The 18,325-nt window shown below is 71.4% G+C and carries 14 protein-coding genes and 1 tRNA gene; 7 read left to right on the forward strand and 8 right to left on the reverse strand.

Annotated elements, in window-relative coordinates:
- Positions 1 to 10 precede the first annotated feature (10 nt).
- The 4 genes from OG504_RS41380 to OG504_RS41395 form a co-directional block, all read right to left on the reverse strand.
- On the reverse strand, positions 11 to 745 hold the full coding sequence (locus OG504_RS41380) for a hypothetical protein (RefSeq protein ID WP_405994376.1): 735 nt from the start codon (positions 743 to 745) through the stop codon (positions 11 to 13).
- 64 nt (positions 746 to 809) lie between these two features.
- On the reverse strand, positions 810 to 2,153 hold the full coding sequence (locus tag OG504_RS41385) for a M1 family metallopeptidase (RefSeq protein WP_366499310.1): 1,344 nt from the start codon (positions 2,151 to 2,153) through the stop codon (positions 810 to 812).
- Between the two features lie 80 nt (positions 2,154 to 2,233).
- Positions 2,234 to 6,097 carry a Pls/PosA family non-ribosomal peptide synthetase gene (locus tag OG504_RS41390; protein ID WP_405994377.1) on the reverse strand — a complete coding sequence of 1,288 codons (3,864 nt, stop codon included), beginning with the start codon at positions 6,095 to 6,097 and terminating at the stop codon, positions 2,234 to 2,236.
- A gap of 277 nt (positions 6,098 to 6,374) precedes the next feature.
- Positions 6,375 to 6,459, reverse strand: a tRNA-Leu gene (locus tag OG504_RS41395).
- 208 nt (positions 6,460 to 6,667) lie between these two features.
- Between OG504_RS41395 and OG504_RS41400 the strand changes: the two genes are divergently transcribed.
- The 3 genes from OG504_RS41400 to OG504_RS41410 all read left to right on the forward strand — a co-directional run bounded on the left by OG504_RS41400 (position 6,668) and on the right by OG504_RS41410 (position 9,651).
- Positions 6,668 to 7,993 carry a M20/M25/M40 family metallo-hydrolase gene (locus tag OG504_RS41400; protein ID WP_405994378.1) on the forward strand — a complete coding sequence of 442 codons (1,326 nt, stop codon included), beginning with the start codon at positions 6,668 to 6,670 and terminating at the stop codon, positions 7,991 to 7,993.
- A 185-nt stretch (positions 7,994 to 8,178) separates the two neighbouring features.
- The gene (gene chpH, locus OG504_RS41405; RefSeq protein ID WP_019059153.1) at positions 8,179 to 8,412 is read left to right on the forward strand and encodes a chaplin ChpH; all 234 of its coding nucleotides are present in this window, start codon (positions 8,179 to 8,181) and stop codon (positions 8,410 to 8,412) included.
- A 132-nt stretch (positions 8,413 to 8,544) separates the two neighbouring features.
- Positions 8,545 to 9,651 carry a chaplin gene (locus OG504_RS41410; RefSeq protein ID WP_405994379.1) on the forward strand — a complete coding sequence of 369 codons (1,107 nt, stop codon included), beginning with the start codon at positions 8,545 to 8,547 and terminating at the stop codon, positions 9,649 to 9,651.
- 89 nt (positions 9,652 to 9,740) lie between these two features.
- Here the strand turns inward: OG504_RS41410 and OG504_RS41415 are convergent, their stop codons facing one another.
- On the reverse strand, positions 9,741 to 9,929 hold the full coding sequence (locus OG504_RS41415) for a DUF5703 family protein (protein ID WP_005485166.1): 189 nt from the start codon (positions 9,927 to 9,929) through the stop codon (positions 9,741 to 9,743).
- 47 nt (positions 9,930 to 9,976) lie between these two features.
- On the opposite strand from OG504_RS41415, the gene OG504_RS41420 reads away from it, so the two are divergent.
- On the forward strand, positions 9,977 to 10,699 hold the full coding sequence (locus OG504_RS41420; protein ID WP_405994380.1) for a hypothetical protein: 723 nt from the start codon (positions 9,977 to 9,979) through the stop codon (positions 10,697 to 10,699).
- Positions 10,700 to 10,794: 95 nt separating this feature from the next.
- Here the strand turns inward: OG504_RS41420 and OG504_RS41425 are convergent, their stop codons facing one another.
- Complete coding sequence (locus OG504_RS41425; RefSeq protein WP_405994381.1) at positions 10,795 to 13,161, reverse strand: helix-hairpin-helix domain-containing protein; 2,367 nt, start codon at positions 13,159 to 13,161, stop codon at positions 10,795 to 10,797.
- Positions 13,158 to 14,141 (reverse strand): aldo/keto reductase, encoded by a 984-nt coding sequence (locus tag OG504_RS41430; RefSeq protein ID WP_405994382.1) that lies wholly within the window; start codon positions 14,139 to 14,141, stop codon positions 13,158 to 13,160. The genes OG504_RS41425 and OG504_RS41430 overlap by 4 nt, the downstream gene beginning before the upstream one ends.
- 186 nt (positions 14,142 to 14,327) lie before the next feature.
- Here OG504_RS41430 and OG504_RS41435 point away from each other — a divergent pair, with 186 nt between their 5' ends.
- Together OG504_RS41435 and OG504_RS41440 are read left to right on the forward strand one after the other, a co-directional pair.
- Positions 14,328 to 15,383, forward strand: coding sequence for an LLM class F420-dependent oxidoreductase (locus tag OG504_RS41435; protein ID WP_327405246.1), 1,056 nt, complete (start codon positions 14,328 to 14,330; stop codon positions 15,381 to 15,383).
- 236 nt (positions 15,384 to 15,619) lie between these two features.
- Positions 15,620 to 16,408, forward strand: coding sequence for a ferritin-like domain-containing protein (locus OG504_RS41440; protein ID WP_405994383.1), 789 nt, complete (start codon positions 15,620 to 15,622; stop codon positions 16,406 to 16,408).
- Positions 16,409 to 16,422: 14 nt separating this feature from the next.
- Here OG504_RS41440 and corA read toward each other — a convergent pair whose 3' ends face one another.
- The gene (corA, locus tag OG504_RS41445) at positions 16,423 to 17,421 is read right to left on the reverse strand and encodes a magnesium/cobalt transporter CorA (RefSeq protein ID WP_405994384.1); all 999 of its coding nucleotides are present in this window, start codon (positions 17,419 to 17,421) and stop codon (positions 16,423 to 16,425) included.
- A gap of 173 nt (positions 17,422 to 17,594) precedes the next feature.
- Here corA and OG504_RS41450 point away from each other — a divergent pair, with 173 nt between their 5' ends.
- Complete coding sequence (locus OG504_RS41450) at positions 17,595 to 18,281, forward strand: histidine phosphatase family protein (protein ID WP_405994385.1); 687 nt, start codon at positions 17,595 to 17,597, stop codon at positions 18,279 to 18,281.
- The last annotated feature ends 44 nt before the right edge of the window (positions 18,282 to 18,325 follow it).

Consider the following 18,325-nt stretch of genomic DNA (forward strand, 5'->3'; position numbering starts at 1 on the left):
TGTGCCGGGGCTAGGGGAGCGGTTCCTCGGGGGTGACCCGGAGCGGTAACTCGACGTAGGCGTCCGCCCCGGGGCCGGGCAGCTTGGTGCTCTCCTTCCCGTGCGTGAGGATGGCGCGGGCCAGGAGGGGCGGTGTCGGGAGTTCGGCAGGAGCTGTGTGCGTGGGCGCGGCGCCGATGAACTGTACGAGCAGGGCGCCGGTGATCCGGGTGCCGATCTGGTTCACGAAACTCGGCGGGAGGATCCACTCGACTCCCTGGTACAGGGTCTCGTCGACGGTGTCGTGGACCCTCCTGACGTACCACTCGTCGTTCTGTATCTGGGGCGCGCTGCGCGCGTTCAAGTGGGCGACCGCGGATGCCACCGCGTTGAGTTCGGGAAAGCCGGTCAGGCCGGCCGTGACGGTGCCGACGGCCTGTAGCAAGGGTCCGGCGACCTGTAAGTCCTTGGCCAGCGTGTCCCGCCACGCACGCTCCTCCTGCACCGGCGGCAGGTGGTACACGACGGCCTGGAGATCCTTCACCCGCCAGTCGTCCTCGGCCGGGAACAGCAGGGTGACCTCCGTGCGCCGGGCGTCCCCCGAGTATCCGAGCGTCCAGACGTACAGATAGGCCGTGAAGGGGTGTGCCTCATCCGCGTCCGTGGCGAGGATCCGCTCCAGCGGGATGGACCGCGGCTGAGTCTCCCCGTAGACCTCCAGCCACTCACCCGTCTCAGCGCGCCCTCGACCCCATGCGGCTGCCATGACCTCACCCCCGTGAAACCACTTGATACTCCGTCAGTTCCCCATCCGCAACGGAGCCGACACCTCAGACCGCGATCCCCGTCTCCGCCGAAGGCATCGGCGGCAACGCCCCCCGATACACCCACGCGTCGAAGAGCTGGTCCAACGGCTCGGAGGTGAACCGGGACGCGTGAGACGTGAACGTCGCTGTCGTCACCGTGCCGTTGCGGTGCTGGTTGGCCCAGCCCCGCAGCATGCGGAAGAACGCGATGTCGCCCAGCGCGCAGCGCACCGCGTGGACGGTGACGCCGCCGCGTTCGTAGAGGCGGTCGTCGAACATCGACTTGCGGCCGGGGTCGGCGAGCCGCAGGTCCTGGGGGAGCGTGGAGAGCAACCGGTGGGCGGCGGCGGCGTGTTGGTGGGCCGTGCGGCCGCCCGAGCGCTCGGACCACAGCCACTCCGCGTACTTGGCGAAGCCCTCGTTCAGCCAGATGTGACGCCAGTCGGCGATGGAGACGCTGTTGCCGAACCACTGGTGGGCCAGCTCGTGCGCGACGAGCCGTTCCGAACCACGGGCCCCGTCAACGTGGTTGGCGCCGAACAGCGACAACCCCTGTGCCTCTACGGGGACATCGAGCTCTTCCTCCGTGACCACGACCGCGTACTCGTCGAAGGGGTAGGGCCCGAACAGGTCCTGGAACAGCTCCATCATCGCGGGCTGTCGCGCGAAGTCCCTTGAGAACTCCGGGAGTAGATCCGACGGGATGTGCCCGTGCTGCGGGACACCACCCAGACCCGGGTCGCCCAGCAGCACCGTCTGGTACTTGCCGATCGACAGACCGACCAGATAACTCGACGTCGGTGCCGACTGCTCGTAGACCCAAGTGGTCGTGGAAGCCTTGGTCGTTCGGGTGAGGAGTCGGCCGCCCGCCACCACCGCGTACGCCGACGGCGTCGTGATCGAGATCTGGTACGACGCCTTGTCCGCGGGGCGGTCGTTGCACGGGTACCAGGACGGCGCCCCGATCGGCTGGCTCGCCACCAGCGCGCCGTCGGTCAACTCCTCCCAGCCGAGGCCGCCCCAGGGGCTGGCGACCGGCTTGGGGTTGCCCGACCAGTGGACCTCCACGGTGAACGCGGCACCGGCCCGCAGCGGCTTCGCCGGTCGGACGCGGAGCCGGCCGCCGCGGTGTGTGTAGTGCGGCTGGCGGCCGTCCACCCGGATCCGGCCGATCTTGAAGTCGCCCAGGTTCAGCTGGAATTCGGGCAGCGGCGCACGGCCCGCTATGGCGTTGATGCGTGCCGTGCCGGAGAGACGGTTGGGGCCGGGACGGTAGTCCAGCGCGAGCTCATAGCGGTGCACCCGGTAGCGGGCATCGCCGTTTGCCGGGAAATACGGGTCCGGACCCGCCGCCTGCTGAACGGTCACTGCTGCGTCTGCTCCCTGCGCTGTGCTCGTATCTCGTACCCGTGCACCGCCCTCCGAAGCCGACGCCGCGTGACCTGTGTTCAGGATCGCCATGACTCGATCGGATTGCCCAGCCAGCGGGTGTCGTCCGGGACGGACTCCCCCGCCATCACGAGCGACGCGGGCCCCAGAGTGGTACGGGCCCCGACCTCGCTGCCGGGCAGGACGATTCCGCCAGGACCCAGCGTCGCGCCCTCACGGAGGACCACAGTATCCGTCCGCAAGATCCGGTCGTGGAAGAGGTGGGTCTGGAGCACACAACCACGGTTCACTGTGGACGCGTCCTCCAGGGTCACCAGGTCGGTCTCCGGCAGCCAGTAGCTCTCCACCCAGACACCCTTGCCGATGTGCGCCCCGAGCCCGCGCAGCAAGGCCGTCAGCACCGGAGTACCCGGCACCGAACCGGCCAGCCACGGCACCGCCACGACCTCGACGAAGGTGTCCGCCAGCTCGTTGCGCCACACGTAACCGCTCCACAGGGGGTGCTCGGCACCGCGGTGCCGCCCCACGAGGGTCCACTTGGCCACGATCGAGATCAGCCCGGCCAGCGCACCGACGGCCAGCAGCACGAGCCCCGACAGCAGCGGCGCCCACGCCCCCAGCGCACACAGCGCGGCCACCGTCAGCACGGCAAGACCCGCCGAGCAGAACACCGGCACGATCCGGCACAGCTCCACCAGCCCGCGCGCCCACAGCAGCTTGGCCGGCGGGTCGTACGTCCGGCTCTGGTCGCCGCCGCTCGTGCTGCGCGGCAGCTTCACCGGCGGCAGCCCCAGGTACGACGTGCCCTTCTTCGCCTTCTTCGGCGTCGCCGACAGCACCCCGACGAGCCCGCCGTCCGGCACGCTCCGCCCGGGCGCGGTCATCCCGGAGTTCCCGAGGAACGCCCGCCGCCCGATCTCGGCCCGCCCGATGTGCACCCAGCCGCCACCGAGTTCGTACGGCGCGGTCAACGTGTCGTCGGCCAGGAACGCGCCCTCGCCGACCGTGGTCAGGCTCGGCAGCGCGAGCACGGTCGACACCTCGGCGCCGCGCCCGATCCGCATCCCGAGCAGCCGCAGCCACACCGGCGTGACCAGCCCGGCGTACAGCGGGAACAGGGTCTCGCGGGAGAGGTCCATCAGCTGTGTCACGGTCCACGCCTGCCAGCCGATCCGGCTGTGCGTCGGGTGCGTACCCTCGCGCAGCCCCAGGCTGAGCAGTCGTACACCGATCAGGATCAGCAGCGCGTACGTCATACCGAAGGCCAGCGTCGCCGGGACCAGCGCGACCGCCGCGCCCCGCAGGGCCTCGCCGAGACCGTCACCGGGCGCGATGAACGCGCTCGCCACCAGCAGTGCCACGGCGCCGGAGACCACCGGGAGCATGGTGAGCGCGAAGCCCGTCACGCCGTACATCACACGCCAGTACGTGCCACGCTGCGGGCGCTCCTTGGGCCAGTTGCGCTTGGCCTTGCCGAGCTTGACCGCGGGCGCGCCCGCCCAGCGCTGGCCGGTCGGGACCGTGCCGGTGACGGCCGAACCCGGCGCCACCTCGGCCCGCTTGCCCACCCGGGCGCCGGGGAAGAGCATGCTGCGCGTGCCGACCACGGCGTGCGCGCCGACCTTGACCGGGCCGATCTCCAGGCGGTCGCCGTCCAGCCAGTACCCGGACAGGTCCACCTCGGACTCGACCGCGGCACCGCGGCCCAGCTTGAGCATGCCGGTGACCGGCGGGAGCGAGTGCAGGTCGACGTCCGGGCCGATCTTGGCGCCGAGGGCACGCGCGTACCGCTCCAGCCAGGACCCGGTCAGCCCGGTCGCTCCGCTGAACTCGGCCAGCCGTTCCGCCGCCCACAGCCGCAGATGGACGCTGCCACCGCGGTCGTAGCGACCGGGCTTCACGCCACGCAGCAGCAGGCGCGCACCGCCCGCGGCGATCGCGAGCCGGCCGGGCGGGCTGAAGAGCAGGAGCGCACCCGCGCCGACCAGCCACCAGGAGGCGGTCGGCAGCCATCCGTAGCCGGACAGGACGTTGCCGAGCGCGGCCAGTGCCACCGTCCAGCGCAGGCCGACCACGGTGAACAGGGGGACCAGCGCGAGGAGTTGGATCACCTTGGCGCGGGTCGGGACCGGCGCGATCACGCGCGCGGTGCCGTCGCCCTGCGCCGAGTCTTCGAGGTGCCGGGCCAACTTGCGCAGCGTCGGCTGCTGGTAGATGTCGAGGACGGCCGCGCTCGGGTACCGGGTGCGCAGCCGCGTGGTCAACTGGGCGGCGCCCAGGCTGCTTCCGCCGATCGCGAAGAAGTCGTCGGCCGCGCTGCCCACGGGGATGCCGAGCACCTCGGCCCACTGCTCCGCGAGCCAGGCCTCCGTGCCGTAGAGCTGCTCCTTGGCGCCGGCGGTCTCCAGGCCCTCGAGCGGCCAGGGGAGCGCGTTGCGGTCGACCTTGCCGGAGGTGCGGGTCGGGAGGTCCTCGACCGGGGCGATCAACGGCACGAGGGCGGCGGGGAGTTCGGCCCGCAGCTTCTCGACCGCGGCGGCCTGGTCCCAGCCCTCCTGGGTGACGACATAGCCGACGAGGAGCTGGTTGCCGCTGCGCGCGGTGCGTACGGCGGCGGCTGCTCCGGCGACTCCGGGGAGTGCCTGGAGGGCCGCGTCGACCTCGCCGAGTTCGATCCGGCGTCCGCCGAGCTTGATCTGCTCGTCGGCGCGGCCGAGGAAGATCAGTCCCTCGGGCTCGGCCTTGACCAAGTCACCGCTGCGGTACGCCCGTTCCCAGCCGAGCGATTCGAGGGGCGCGTACTTCTCCGCGTCCTTCTCGGGGTCCAGGTAGCGGGCGAGACCGACCCCGCCGATCACCAACTGGCCGCTGCCGCCCATCGGTACGGGCACGCCGGCCTCGTCGACGACGGCCAACTCCCAGCCGTTCAGCGGCAGTCCGATGCGGATCGGCTCGTCGCCGGTCATCAGGGAGGCGCAGGCCACGACGGTCGCCTCGGTGGGCCCGTACGTGTTCCAGACCTCGCGGCCCTCGGTGACCAGGCGCTGCACCAGCTCGGGCGGGCAGGCCTCACCGCCGAAGATCAGCAGGCGTACGTCGTTCAGCGCCTCCGGCTCCCAGAGGGAGGCCAGGGTCGGCACGGTCGAGACGACGCTGATGTCCTGGTCGACCAGCCAGGGGCCGAGGTCGGCCCCGCTGCGGACCTGGGAACGCGGCACGGGCACCAGGCAGGCGCCGTAGCGCCAGGCCAGCCACATCTCCTCGCAGGACGCGTCGAAGGCGACGGACAGCCCCGCCATGACCCTGTCACCCGGACCGATGGGGTCCTCGGTGAGGAACAGAGCCGCCTCGGCGTCGACGAAGGCCGCAGCGCTGCGGTGGGTGACGGCGACGCCCTTGGGCTTGCCGGTGGAGCCGGAGGTGAAGATGATCCACGCGTCCTGCTCGACACCGGGCCGGGCGGCCGGCACCTCGCTGTGCCCGAGGACGGTCAGCGCGTGCTCGGCGCCGATGACGGCGCGGACGTCGGCCTCACCGAACACCAGCTCGGCCCGCTCGTCCGGGTCCTCGGCGTCGACGGGGACGTAGGCGGCACCGGCGGCGAGTACGGCGAGGATCGCGATGTAGAGGTCGTTGGTCCCGGACGGGACCCGCACGCCGACCCGGTCACCGAGGCCGACACCGGCCGCGGCCAGGGTGCGGCGCAGGGTCTCGACCTCGACGGCCAGAGCACGGTAGGTGAGACGGACGGTGCCGTCGTCCAGGGCGAGCTCGTCGGGATACGAACGCACCGACGCGTCGAAAACGTCGACAAGGGTGCGGGCCGAGGCGGCCGGCGCCGCGGAGAAGCGTGCCGTATCGCCGAACTGTGTGCGGATCTCTTCGTCAAGCCCGAGAGCACTGCTCTCGTGTATGGCTGCCATCGGTCCTCGCGTCTCGAACCCGGACATCTCCGGGGTGCTGGCGGGCCCGCAGGTATGCCTGGGGTTGTCCAGCTCCAGCTCCGTTCCGTAACAAGCCGGAAATTTTAGTACGACGCTAGGCTCCTGGCCTGCCGACGGCCACTCGGGGGAGCCGAACGGAGGCGCTCCGTGAGCGTCCGGCAACGCTCTGACCTGGTGATCTTCGAAGCGAAGGAGACATCCCCCACAAATGCGGCGAGGGCCGCGACCTTGGTGGTCGCGGCCCTCGCCTGCGATGTGTCCGAGGGGGGACTTGAACCCCCACGCCCGATAAAGGGCACTAGCACCTCAAGCTAGCGCGTCTGCCATTCCGCCACCCGGACAAGGTGTCTGTCGCGCGTGGTTTCCCCCGCGGCGACGAAGGAAACATTACCAGGCTTCCAGGGGTGGCCGATCACCCCCTGTTGCCGCCCTGCCCGCCCGCGTCCCGCGTGAACGGCGTGTGACGGGCCGGGACCGCCCTTGGGGTGAGGTGCGACGGAGAGAGAGGATGGGGGAGGACCGCCAGCAGTGACAGTGGGAGGAAGCAGCGTGAGCGACACGGACACGGCCAAGGGCGTCACCGGCGAGGACGAGGTCGTGGACCTCTGCCGCGAGCTGATCCGGATCGACACCAGCAACTACGGCGACCACTCGGGCCCCGGTGAGCGCAAGGCGGCCGAGTACGTCGCCGAGCAGCTCGCCGAGGTGGGCCTCGAACCGAAGATCTTCGAGTCGCACCCGGGACGCGCGTCCACGGTGGCCCGGATCGAGGGCACGGACCCCTCCCGGCCCGCGCTCCTCATCCACGGCCACCTGGACGTCGTACCGGCGAACGCGGCGGACTGGACCCACCACCCCTTCTCCGGCGAGGTCGCGGACGGGTGCGTGTGGGGGCGTGGCGCGGTCGACATGAAGGACATGGACGCGATGACCCTGGCGGTCGTCCGCGACCGGCTGCGCAGCGGACGCAGGCCTCCGCGCGACATCGTGGTCGCCTTCCTCGCGGACGAGGAGGCGGGCGGTACGTACGGTGCGCGGCACCTCGTGGACAACCATCGCGAGCTGTTCGACGGCGTCACCGAGGGCATCAGCGAGGTCGGCGGGTTCTCGTTCACGGTGAGCGAGGAGCGGCGGCTCTATCTGATCCAGACGGCCGAGAAGGGCATGCACTGGATGAAGCTGACCGTGGCCGGCACCGCCGGGCACGGGTCGATGATCCACCGGGACAACGCGATCACCGAGTTGTCGGAGGCGGTCGCCCGTATCGGCCGGCACAAGTTCCCGGTACGGGTCACGAAGACGACGCGCGCCTTCCTCGACGAACTGGGTGACGCGCTCGGCACCCAGCTCGACCCCGAGGACATGGAGTCCACCCTCAAGCGGCTCGGCGGCATCGCCAAGCTCATCGGCGCGACCCTGAGCAACACCGCCAACCCGACGCAGCTGAACGCCGGTTACAAGGTCAACGTCATCCCCGGCGAGGCCACCGCGCACGTCGACGGGCGGTTCCTGCCCGGGTACAAGGAGGAGTTCTTCGCCGACCTCGACCGGATCCTCGGGCCGAACGTGAAGCGTGAGGGCACGCACTCCGACAAGGCCCTGGAGACCTCCTTCGACGGGCCACTGGTCGAGGCCATGCAGTCCTCGCTGCTCGCCGAGGACCCGACCGCGAAGGCGATCCCGTACATGCTCTCGGGCGGTACGGACGCCAAGTCCTTCGACGACCTGGGCATCCGCGGCTTCGGCTTCGCCCCGCTCAAGCTGCCGCCGGAGCTGGACTTCGCGGGCATGTTCCACGGGGTCGACGAGCGGGTGCCGGTGGAGGGGCTGAAGTTCGGGGTGCGGGTGCTGGACCGGTTCATCGACGCGTCCTGAGGCCGTGTCCTGAAGTCGTGTCCTGAAACACCGGTCGACGTCGGTTGACGCCGGAATTCGACCGCGCGTACGGAGGCGACCGGGAAGAGTGAATGTGCTCATAAGCTCGTAGCTCCATTACTCCCTCCTCGTTACAGGTGATGCGATCGGCAACACGAGATCGCTTTTGCCAACAAGGAGGAATAATGATCAAGAAGGTCGTCGCCGCTGCGGCTGCCACCGGTGGCCTGGTTCTCGCGGGTGCGGGTCTGGCCGTCGCCGACTCGGGCGCTCAGGGTGCCGCTGTGCACTCCCCGGGCGTCGTTTCCGGCAACGTCATCCAGGTTCCCGTGCACGTCCCGGTGAACGTGTGCGGCAACACGATCTCGGTGATCGGTCTGCTGAACCCCGCCTTCGGCAACACCTGCGTCAACAAGTGACGTCGCCCCTCTAGGGGGTGATCACGTCCTCGGCCCCGGAGCGCGCGCCATGCGCTCCGGGGCCGACGGGATTTCGTGCGGGAAATCGCGCGAGGAATTCAGTCAGGATTGAAGGCAGGGGGGAATTCAGCAATGCGACAGGTCACTCGAAAAAGCTTGATGACCGTGGCGGCCGCGACCGGGGTGATCGCCGCCGCGGGCGGTGTCGCCCACGCCGACTCGGGCGCCACGGGCTCCAGTTCGGACTCGGCCGGCGTACTGTCCGGCAACACCGTGCAGGCACCGGTGCATGTGCCGGTCAACGTCTGCGGCAACACCGTGAACGTGGTGGGGATCCTCAACCCGGCGGTCGGCAACAAGTGCGGCAATCCGGGCGGGGGCGGCGGAAGCGGCCACGGCAGTGGTGGCGGTCACGGCTCGACCGGCGGGTACGGCGACTCCGGCGGCTACGGCTCGTCGGGCGGACACAGCGGCTCCGGCGGACACGGCGCGCACGGCGGCTCAGGGGGCTCGCACGCCGGCGGACACGCCTCGAACTCGCCCGGTGTCGGCTCCGGCAACCACGTCCAGGTACCGATCGACGTGCCGGTGAACGTCTGCGGCAACAGCGTCGACGTCATCGGTATCGGCAACGGCGTCACCGGCAACGACTGTGCCAACAACGGGAGTTGGAACGGCGGCGGCCATGACCACGGGACGCCTCCCGGCGGTGGCGGTCACCACGGTGGCGGTCATCACGGGACGCCTCCGGGAGGGGGCGGACATCACGGTGGCGGTCACCACGGGGGTGGCCATGACCACGGGACCCCTCCGGGCGGCGGCGGTCACCACGGTGGCGGTCACCACGGGACGCCTCCGGGCGAGGGCCATAACCCCGGGGGTCACCACCCCGGCGGCGGTCATCACCACGGCACGCCTCCCGGCCACGGCGGCCACCACGGCACCCACCCGGGCGGCGGTCACGGGACCACCCCGCCGGGTACGCCCAGCCACCCGGGCACTCCCGGTACGCCCACCCACCCCACCTCACCGGGCACCTCGCCGATCAAGGGCGGTCAGACGCCGATCGGTTCCGTGCACGTGAACCAGCCCGGCGCGCAGTCCGGCGTGCGGTCCCCGGGAGGCGCGCAGCTCGCGCACACCGGCAGCGAACTGCCGCTCGGCCTCGCCCTGCCGGTCGGCGCGGGCGCACTGCTCGCGGGCGCGGTGCTGTACCGCAAGGCGCGGGCCTCGGTGTGACCCCCGGGCACATGTGACTCGGAACATGTGATCTGCGCAACGGAGGGGCCCCGCACTGTCGGGGCCCGCTCCGTTTCGCCCGGCTCAGCTCACCACGTGGCGCGCACCTGGCGGATGATCCGCCGGCGCAGCCGCACCCTGCGACTGCCGTCGCGCAGCAGGCTCAGTCGGTCCAATTCCCAGTGTCCGTACTCGGCATGGTCCGTCAGGAGACGTGTGGCGTCCTTGCGGGAGACCCCGCGCGGTACGTACACGTCGACAAATTCGTATTCCGGCATCGCATCTATTGTGCGGGCAGAGCCCCGGTACGGATAGCGTCTGCACTATGTCTGATGCTGCGCAGCCCACCGCTGCCGAGGTACGCGCCGCCGCCGAGGCGGTCAAGACCGCGCTCGACCGCCACCTGGCCGCGGTCGAAGGCCGGTCGGGGGAGGACGACCCGGCCGTCTACGAGGCGTTCAACCAGCTCGCCGCGGCCGCCGAGGTCTACGACGAGCTGCTCTACGACCGTTATGACGAGGTCACGCCGTTCGAGATCCCCGGTACGGAGGACTCCCTGCCGCCGTACACCGGCCCGGAGGAGCCGAACGCGGTGAGCGTGCTGATCCGCCGTGACTACGCCGTGGCGGAGCCGCAGCGGCTGCTGGCCCAGGCGCAGCGGGTCGAGGCGGCGGTCGGCGACGGCATGGGCACGGAGGCCTCCGGCACGATCCACGGTGCGCTCGGCATCCTCTTCGACGAGTTCGAGGCGGACGAGATCGCCTCCCGGCCCAAGGAGTTCGGCCTCGAGGAAGGCGACTCCACGCTCTGGGTGACCGCCGCCGACGAGACGGCCGAACCCGGCGCCTGGCTGGAGGCTCCCTTCGAGGGCGTCGACCCGCAGCGGGTGGTGTGCCGCTTCGACGTCAGCGCGGTCTTCGACGACGAGATCAACGACGAGATCGACGACATCGACGAGGTGGACGAGGCCGAGGACGAACTCGATCCCGACCTCGACGCCGATCTCGACGAGGACGAGGACCTGGAGGCGCTGGAAGCGGACCGCTGATCCGCACCGCGCCCAGCTGTTACGACGGCGGCGGCGGTCACCGAGGGCTCCCTCGGTGACCGCCGCCGCCGTCTGTCGTCCGCTGCCGTCCGGGCTCAGACCTGCGCCGGGACCTGTGGCCGCAGCAGCACCGGCAGCCGGGTCGTACGCGGCTTGGCCGGGACCTCGGCGACGGCCCGGGGCAGCGCCTGGTCCACACCGTGCACCACGGACAGATGCCGGTCGGCCCGGCTGAACGCCGTGTACACCCAGGGCCGGCTGAGCGCCTGCGCCGCGTCCCCGGGCAGCACCACGACCACCGCGGGCCACCGCACCCCCACGGCCTGGTGCGCGGTCAGCGCCCACCCGTGCCGCACGGACTGCTCGACCCGCTCCTTCGGTACGACGACGGGGCCGCCGGCGCACGCCAGGTGCAGCCCCTCGGCGTCGGCGTTCACCACCCGGCCCGGGACCGTGCGGCCCGGGGTGGGGGAGTACGCGATCCGGTCGCCGGGGTCGAAGCCGCCGAAGCGGCCGGGGCCGGGGTTGAGCCGCTCCTTCAGCGCCACGTTGAGGGCACGGGTGCCGGCCGCACCGCCGTGGCCCGGCGTGATCACCACCGTCTGCTCGGCCGGGACGCCGATCACGCGCGGCACGGAGTCGGCGACGAGCTGCACGGTCCGGTGCACGGCCTCACCGGCGTCGCGCACCGGCACGATCACGACCTCCTTGCCGGGAGCCTCCACCTGGTTCAGCTCACCGATGCCGATGCCCGAGACGAGTTCACCCACGGGACCGAGATCCGGTCGCCGCGAGACGACCTGGGGGCAGGCCTTCGACGCGAGCAGATCCGCGAAGACCCGCCCGGCACCCGCAGACCACAACACCCCCGGGTCCCCGGCCAGCACCAGCCGGGCCCCGTCCGGCAACGACTCACTGACCAACGCCGCCGTCTCGACGTCCAGTTGAGGCGCGTCGAGCACGACAAGCAGGTCCAGGTCGAGGGCACCGTCCGCGTCCCGCCCGGGGCCCTCGGCACCGGACAGGAGTCCGGCGACGGTGGCGGCACGGGGGCCGTCATCCGGGGCCGCGCTGTCCGGCGCGAGGCCCTCCCGCGTGGAGTCGCCCGGCGCCGAGTGCTCCGGCGCGCCGGACCCGGCACCACCGGGTGCGGCGGACGTGGGATCTCCCGGCCCGCCGGACGTGCCACCGGCCACCGCGGCCGACCCTGCCAGCAACGCGGCGAACCGGTCCCGCCCGACCGGACTGTGGGCGGCGGCCCAGGCGCGCAGCCCGAACCCCGCCGCCGCGCGGAGCAGTGCCGCCGGTTCCTCCAGGGACGCCTCCCCGCCGGTGTGGAGCACCAGGCCGTGGCCCGCGACCGCGCGGATCAGCTCGCCGGTGGAGCCCTTTACGGCACCCGCCTGCTCCCAGTCCGCCGCCGAACCGTCCTCCTTCGGCACCGAGTTGATCAGCTTGGCGAGTCCGTCGGCGAGGCTCTCCTCGGCGAGCGCGTACCGCTCCAGGCCGATCAGCACGCGGACCGGGCGCTCCTCGGCCTCCGTGTCCTCGTCGGACGTGTCGTCCGTGCGCTGCACCGGGACCGCGGGCTCGTCCAACGCGTCCTGGAAGACCAGCACTTCACCCTCGGCGATGGCGCTCTGCGTCGCCGCGTCCGGGTCGGGCACCCCTTGCTTGGCCAGCGCGGCCGTCAACGCCGAGGCCTCCAGGGCCGTATGACCGGCCAGGGCCGCCTGCTCCAGGAGCCAGCCGATGACCGCGCGGCCCCGCCGCTCGTCGTCCGGCGCGCACTCGGCGCCGAGCAGCGCCCGCGCGAACCCGTCGGCCTGCTCGGGCCGTACTCCCGGGACACGCAGCAACTGCCAGGGATCCTCGCGGAGTTGATCGTCCCCGCCCTCGCCGAGCGCCGCCGCGACCTGGGCCGCGAGCGTCTCGGGCGCGCCGCCCTCCGCCAGCACACGCCGTACGGACTCGACGGTCTCGGTCGCGGGGGCGCCGGGCTCGGTCGGCACGGGCTGTGGCGGTCGCACCGCTTCGGGGGCGGGGGACCGGCGCGAGGCGGGTTTCGGCTTGGCGAGGGGGGTGGTCACGGGCTTCTCGCCGCTCTCCACGGCCCGTACCGCCGCGAGCAGATCGGCGGCCGTGCCGGTGAGCTTGGTCCCGGCCGCGATGGGCCCCGCCTTCTCCGCCTTCCGCCGCTCGATGCGCTCCCGCTCCACCTGCTGCGCCAGCAACTCGGCGGCGGCCTCGGACAGTTCGGGAGCGGCGGCCTCGGCCTTGGCCTCACCGGTGCCGTCGGTGCCTTCTGCGGCCGGGGCCTCCCCGGTGCTGTCGGTGCCCTCAGGAGCCGTGCCCTCGGCGCCCGGGGCCACGTCCGCCCCCGCGCCCTCGGCACCCCCCGCGGCGTCCGTGCCCGTGTCCTCGGACGGCGAGGTCTCCGTGGTCTCCGGGTCCGTGCTCACAGCGTGCTCCAGTCGTGATCGGGATAGCGGTGCAGAGGCGCCGACACGTCGTCGAGCGCTCGGCAGATCTCGTCAGGAAGACTAAGCGCCTCCACTGACAATGCGGCCGTGAGCTGGTGCGCGTTGCGCGCGCCGACGATCGGGGCGGCCACCCCGGGCCGGTCGCGGACCCAGGCGAGGGCGACCTGGAGGGGCGTCACGGCGAGCCCGTCCGCGGCGATGGTCACCGCGTCCACGATGCGGGTCGCCGTGTCGTCGAGGTACGGCGCGACGAAGGGCGCCATGTGCTCCGAGGCGCCGCGCGAGTCGGCCGGGGTCGCCTGCCGGTACTTGCCGGTGAGGACCCCGCGCCCGAGCGGTGAGGAGGGCAGCAGCCCGATGCCCAGGTCGAGCGCGGCCGGCAGCACCTCGCGCTCCACGCCCCGCTGGAGAAGCGAGTACTCCAGCTGCGTGCTCGCCAGCCGTGTGCGCGTGCCCGGCGCCGCCAGCTGCCAGGTCGCGGCCTTGGCCAGCTGCCAGCCGCAGTAGTTCGAGACGCCCGCATAGCGCGCCCGGCCGCTGCTGACCGCCAGGTCGAGGGCCTGGAGGGTCTCCTCCAGGGGCGTGAACGGGTCGAAGCCGTGGATGTGCCACACGTCGACGTAGTCCGTGCCGAGGCGGGCCAGCGAGGCGTCCAGCGCGGCGAGGAGATGGCCGCGCGAGCCGTCGAAGCGGCGGTCGGGGTCGGGTACGCTCCCCGCCTTCGTCGAGATGACCAGGTCCCGGCGCGGCACGAGCCCCTCTATGAGCTGTCCGAGCAGGTACTCGGCCTCCCCGTCGCCGTACACGTCCGCCGTGTCGACGAGGGTGCCGCCGGCCTCCCAGAACGCCTTCAAGAGGTCCGCGGCGTCATGCTCGTCGGTGTCGCGCCCCCACGTGAGGGTGCCGAGTCCGATCCGGGACACACGAAGGCCGGTACGGCCGAGATGCCTCTGCTCCATGAACGCCGAGATTACTGGCCTGAACCTGCGGTGTGGTGGCCTGTGGATAACCGATTTCCACGATGATCCACAGTCCCTCCCGCGGCACGCTCCGTGATCACTCACCGGCACCCGTCCTGTCCGCCCGGACCACCGCGCGCTAGGGTCGGCACAACAGCGACGTTACTGATCGGTAAGGGGTCTGCCATGCAGCTCGGGATCAACCTCGGCTACTGGGGTGCCGGAATGGACGGCGACAACCTCGCCGTGGCGCAGGAGGCCGACCGCCTCGGCTACTCGGTGTGCTGGGCCGCCGAGGCCTACGGCTCCGACGCGGCCACGGTGCTCACCTGGGTCGCCGCGCAGACCGAGCGCATCGACGTCGGCTCGGCCATCTTCCAGATCCCGGCCCGCCAGCCCGCGATGACCGCGATGACCGCCGCGACCCTCGACTCGCTCTCCGGCGGCCGCTTCCGCCTCGGCCTCGGCGTCTCGGGCCCGCAGGTCTCCGAGGGCTGGTACGGCGTCAAGTTCGACAAGCCGCTGGCACGCACGCGTGAGTACGTCGAGATCGTCCGCAAGGCGATGACCCGCGAGCGCCTGTCCTACGACGGCGAGCACTGGACGCTGCCGCTGCCCGGCGGCCCGGGCAAGCCCCTCAAGCTGACCGTGCACCCGGAGCGCGAGCACATCCCGCTCTACATCGCGGCGATCGGCCCGAAGAACCTGGAGCAGACCGGCGAGATCGCCGACGGCGCGCTGCTCATCTTCCCCTCCGCCGAGCACCTGGAGGACACCGCCATCAGGCACCTCCGGGCCGGGCGCGAGAAGGCCGGCAAGACCCTCGAGGGCTTCGACATCGTCCCGACGGTCCCGCTCGCCTTCGGCGAGGACAAGGACGTCGAGAAGCTCGCCGACACCTTCCGCCCGTACACCGCGCTCTACGTCGGCGGCATGGGCAGCCGGCAGCAGAACTTCTACAACAAGCTGGCCCAGCGCATGGGCTTCGAGGCTGCCGCCGCCGAGATCCAGGACAAGTACCTGGCTGGCGACAAGGAGGGCGCCGCTGCCGCCATCCCGCACGACCTGATCGACAAGACGGCCCTGCTGGGTTCCGTGGACCGCATCGCGGACCGGATGAAGGAGTACGCGGCGGCCGGTGTCACCACCCTGACGCTCTCCCCGGCGGGCTGGACCCTGGAGGAGCGGATCGCCGCCCTCCGCGCCGGAACGGAAGCACTGGAGCGCGCGGGTCTCGCGTGACGCGGCTCTGTCGTACGGAAGTTTTCTACGGCCGTGGTGGGGGCTCGGGGGGTCTTCCCCGCCACGGCCGTCACGGGGAACAACGCGCGGCAGCCCGTGCGGTTACGCCCCCGACGGGACATCCGTAGTCCTCCTTTTGGCGGAGTTGTCCGACACTGCTGTTGCAGCACCTCTGACGTCGCATTTGACTCGTTCTTTGCGGAATGCGGCGGAATCCTGCATGGAGGTGCGTTCAGATGCTGTCGGCCAAGAGTCTGTTCCAGGAGATCCTCGACAACGACGAGTCGTTCCGGCTGTTCTGCTCCATCGCGGCCAGCGGCGAGTCCCAGGGCGGCTGGGAGAACGGGCGCATCGCCGTCCTCGTCCCGCCGAGTGAACGCGACCTCGCCCCCAAGATCAGCCGGCACGGCGCCGACGAGGACAAGCACGGGCGCATTTTCAACGCCCTTCTCAAGAAGCGCGGCCTCGACCCCGTCCGGGTGCCCGCCGACACCGACTACACGATGCTCCTGGAGCGGCACGGCATCGGCCTCGCGCACGAGAAGCTCAAGGGCGAGGCGGCGCTGACCGTCCAGGACGTCGTCACCTACCTCGCGCACAGCCGGGTCACCGAACAGCGCGCCTCCGAGCAGATGGACCTGCTGCGCAAACACTTCGCCGACCACCCCGACCTCGGCCGCGCGGTACGGATGATCTCGAACGACGAGGACAACCATCTCGCCTACTGCCACGAGGAGTTGCTGCGCTTCGCGGCCGCCGGACACGGCCGCGCCATCCAACGGGCGCTCCGGGAGTGCGCGTTGGCGGAGATCCGCATCTACCGGGACGTCAGCCTCGCGGTGATGGCCCACATGGGACGCGTCCTCGGCTGGCCGCGCGCCAAGTCGGCCGCGCTCGCCGCCGGCATCCACGCGGTGTACGCGTACGAACGGCTCGGCGGCTGGCGGCGGATGGTGTCCCTGAGGATGCCGGAACGCCGCGACGCCCTCGGCGGACCGGCCACCGCGGCCCCCGAGTTCGCGTAAGCCCAAGAAGCGCGCTACAGCCAGCCTCGCCGCTTGAACGTCCGGTACAGCAGCACCTCCAGGGCGGCCATCAGCAGGATCACTCCCGGGTATCCCCACAGCCAGTGCAGCTCCGGCATGTGGTCGAAGTTCATGCCGTAGATCCCCGCGATCATGGTGGGGACGGCGGCCATGGCGGCCCAGCCGGAGATCTTCCGCATGTCGTCGTTCTGCCGGACGCTGGTCTGCGCGAGATGCGCCGACAGGACGTCCGAGACCAGCCTGTCGAGGCCCTCGACGGACTCGTTGACCTTCATCAGGTGGTCGTTGACGTCACGGAAGAACGGCCGTGACCTGTCGTTCACGAACGGCACCCGGTCCCCGGCGAGACCGACGCCCGCGAGCCGGGCCAGTGGCATCGCCAGCGGCCCGGTGGCCCGGCGGAACTCCAGGATCTGCCGCTTGAAGGTGTAGATGCGCGACGCCGTGGTCCGCGAGCCGCCGCCGGTCGGCGAGAACACCGCCGCCTCCAGCTCCTCCAGGTCGGTCTGCAACTCGCCCGCCACGTCCACGTAGTGGTCGACCACCGCGTCCGCGATCGAGTACAGCACCGCCGTGGGCCCGTGCCGCAGCATCTCCGGCTCCTCCTCAAGACGGTGCCGTACGGCCGCCAGGGGAGCCTCCTCGCCGTGCCGGACGGTGACTACGAAGGAGTCGCCCACGAAGACCATGACCTCACCGGAGGTGACCACGTCGCTGTCGGCCTCGTAGCCCACGGGTTTGAGGACCACGAACAGCGAGTCGTCGTAGACCTCCAGCTTGGGGCGTTGATGCGCGGTGAGGGCGTCCTCGACGGCCAGGGGGTGCAGGGCGAACTCCTGGGTGACGCGGTCGAACTCCTTCTCCGTGGGCTCGTAGAGGCCGATCCAGACGAAGGCGTCGCCCACGCGACGGCAGTGGTCCAGGCCGTCGGAGAAGTCGCCGGGCCCTTCCGTCCGGCGTCCGTCACGGTAGATGGCGTAGTCGACGATCACGGTGCGTATTCTCCCGCCGTCCGCCCGAAGCCGCACGTTGACATTTTCGCCTCCGGGCCGCCCATGCCGGTGTCGAGGGGCCGACCGTGATCGGCCCTTCGGGCCTCCGCGCGCTCGGCCCCTCGACACCGGCGCGGCCCTTCGGCGGGTGGCGTACGCCTACCCTTGGCGGCATGCCCACGTTGATCCTTGTCCGGCACGGACGTTCGACCGCCAACACCGGCGGAGTGCTCGCCGGCTGGACACCCGGTGTCGCCCTCGACGAGCGCGGCAACGCCCAGGCCGCCGCGCTCCCCGGACGGCTCGCCGCGCTGCCGATCGCCGAGGTCGTCGCCAGCCCGCTGCAGCGCTGCCAGGAGACCCTCCAGCCCCTCCTCGACGCCCGCCCCGACCTGCGGATGCACACCGAGGAGCGGATCGGGGAGTGCCACTACGGCGACTGGTCCGGCCGCAAGCTCGCCGAGCTCAAGGACGAGCCCCTGATGGAGGTCGTCCAGTCGCATCCCTCGTCGGCCGCGTTCCCGGGCGGCGAGTCGATGCGCGCGATGCAGACCCGCGCGGCCGAGGCCGTACGCGAGTGGAACGCGCGCGTGGAGCGCGATCACGGCTCCGACGCCGTCTACCTCATGTGCTCGCACGGCGACATCATCAAGTCCCTTGTCGCGGACGCACTCGGACTTCATCTGGACCTCTTTCAGCGGATCTCCGTAGAACCGTGTTCCATCACCGCGATCCGTTACACCCGTCTCAGGCCCTATCTCGTACGGCTCGGGGACACGGGTGATCTCGCGTCCCTGGCGCCGCGCGAGGAGCCCCCGGGCGACGACGCCACGGTCGGGGGCGGCGCGGGCGCACCGTGATCGTCGGCCGCAGTAGGGTGAAGCGGTCGCAGTAGCGCCGCACT

It is taken from the genome of Streptomyces sp. NBC_00986, assembly GCF_045162565.1.
GTDB lineage: Bacteria > Actinomycetota > Actinomycetes > Streptomycetales > Streptomycetaceae > Streptomyces.

Coding starts and splice junctions, on each gene's coding strand:
- OG504_RS41430 (WP_405994382.1), bottom strand. CDS start 14,141: ATGGAGCAGAGGCATCTCGGCCGTACCGGCCTTCGTGTGTCCCGGATC.
- chpH (WP_019059153.1), top strand. CDS start 8,179: ATGATCAAGAAGGTCGTCGCCGCTGCGGCTGCCACCGGTGGCCTGGTT.
- OG504_RS41390 (WP_405994377.1), bottom strand. CDS start 6,097: ATGGCAGCCATACACGAGAGCAGTGCTCTCGGGCTTGACGAAGAGATC.
- OG504_RS41450 (WP_405994385.1), top strand. CDS start 17,595: ATGCCCACGTTGATCCTTGTCCGGCACGGACGTTCGACCGCCAACACC.
- OG504_RS41380 (WP_405994376.1), bottom strand. CDS start 745: ATGGCAGCCGCATGGGGTCGAGGGCGCGCTGAGACGGGTGAGTGGCTG.
- OG504_RS41415 (WP_005485166.1), bottom strand. CDS start 9,929: ATGCCGGAATACGAATTTGTCGACGTGTACGTACCGCGCGGGGTCTCC.
- OG504_RS41435 (WP_327405246.1), top strand. CDS start 14,328: ATGCAGCTCGGGATCAACCTCGGCTACTGGGGTGCCGGAATGGACGGC.
- OG504_RS41410 (WP_405994379.1), top strand. CDS start 8,545: ATGCGACAGGTCACTCGAAAAAGCTTGATGACCGTGGCGGCCGCGACC.
- OG504_RS41420 (WP_405994380.1), top strand. CDS start 9,977: ATGTCTGATGCTGCGCAGCCCACCGCTGCCGAGGTACGCGCCGCCGCC.
- OG504_RS41440 (WP_405994383.1), top strand. CDS start 15,620: ATGCTGTCGGCCAAGAGTCTGTTCCAGGAGATCCTCGACAACGACGAG.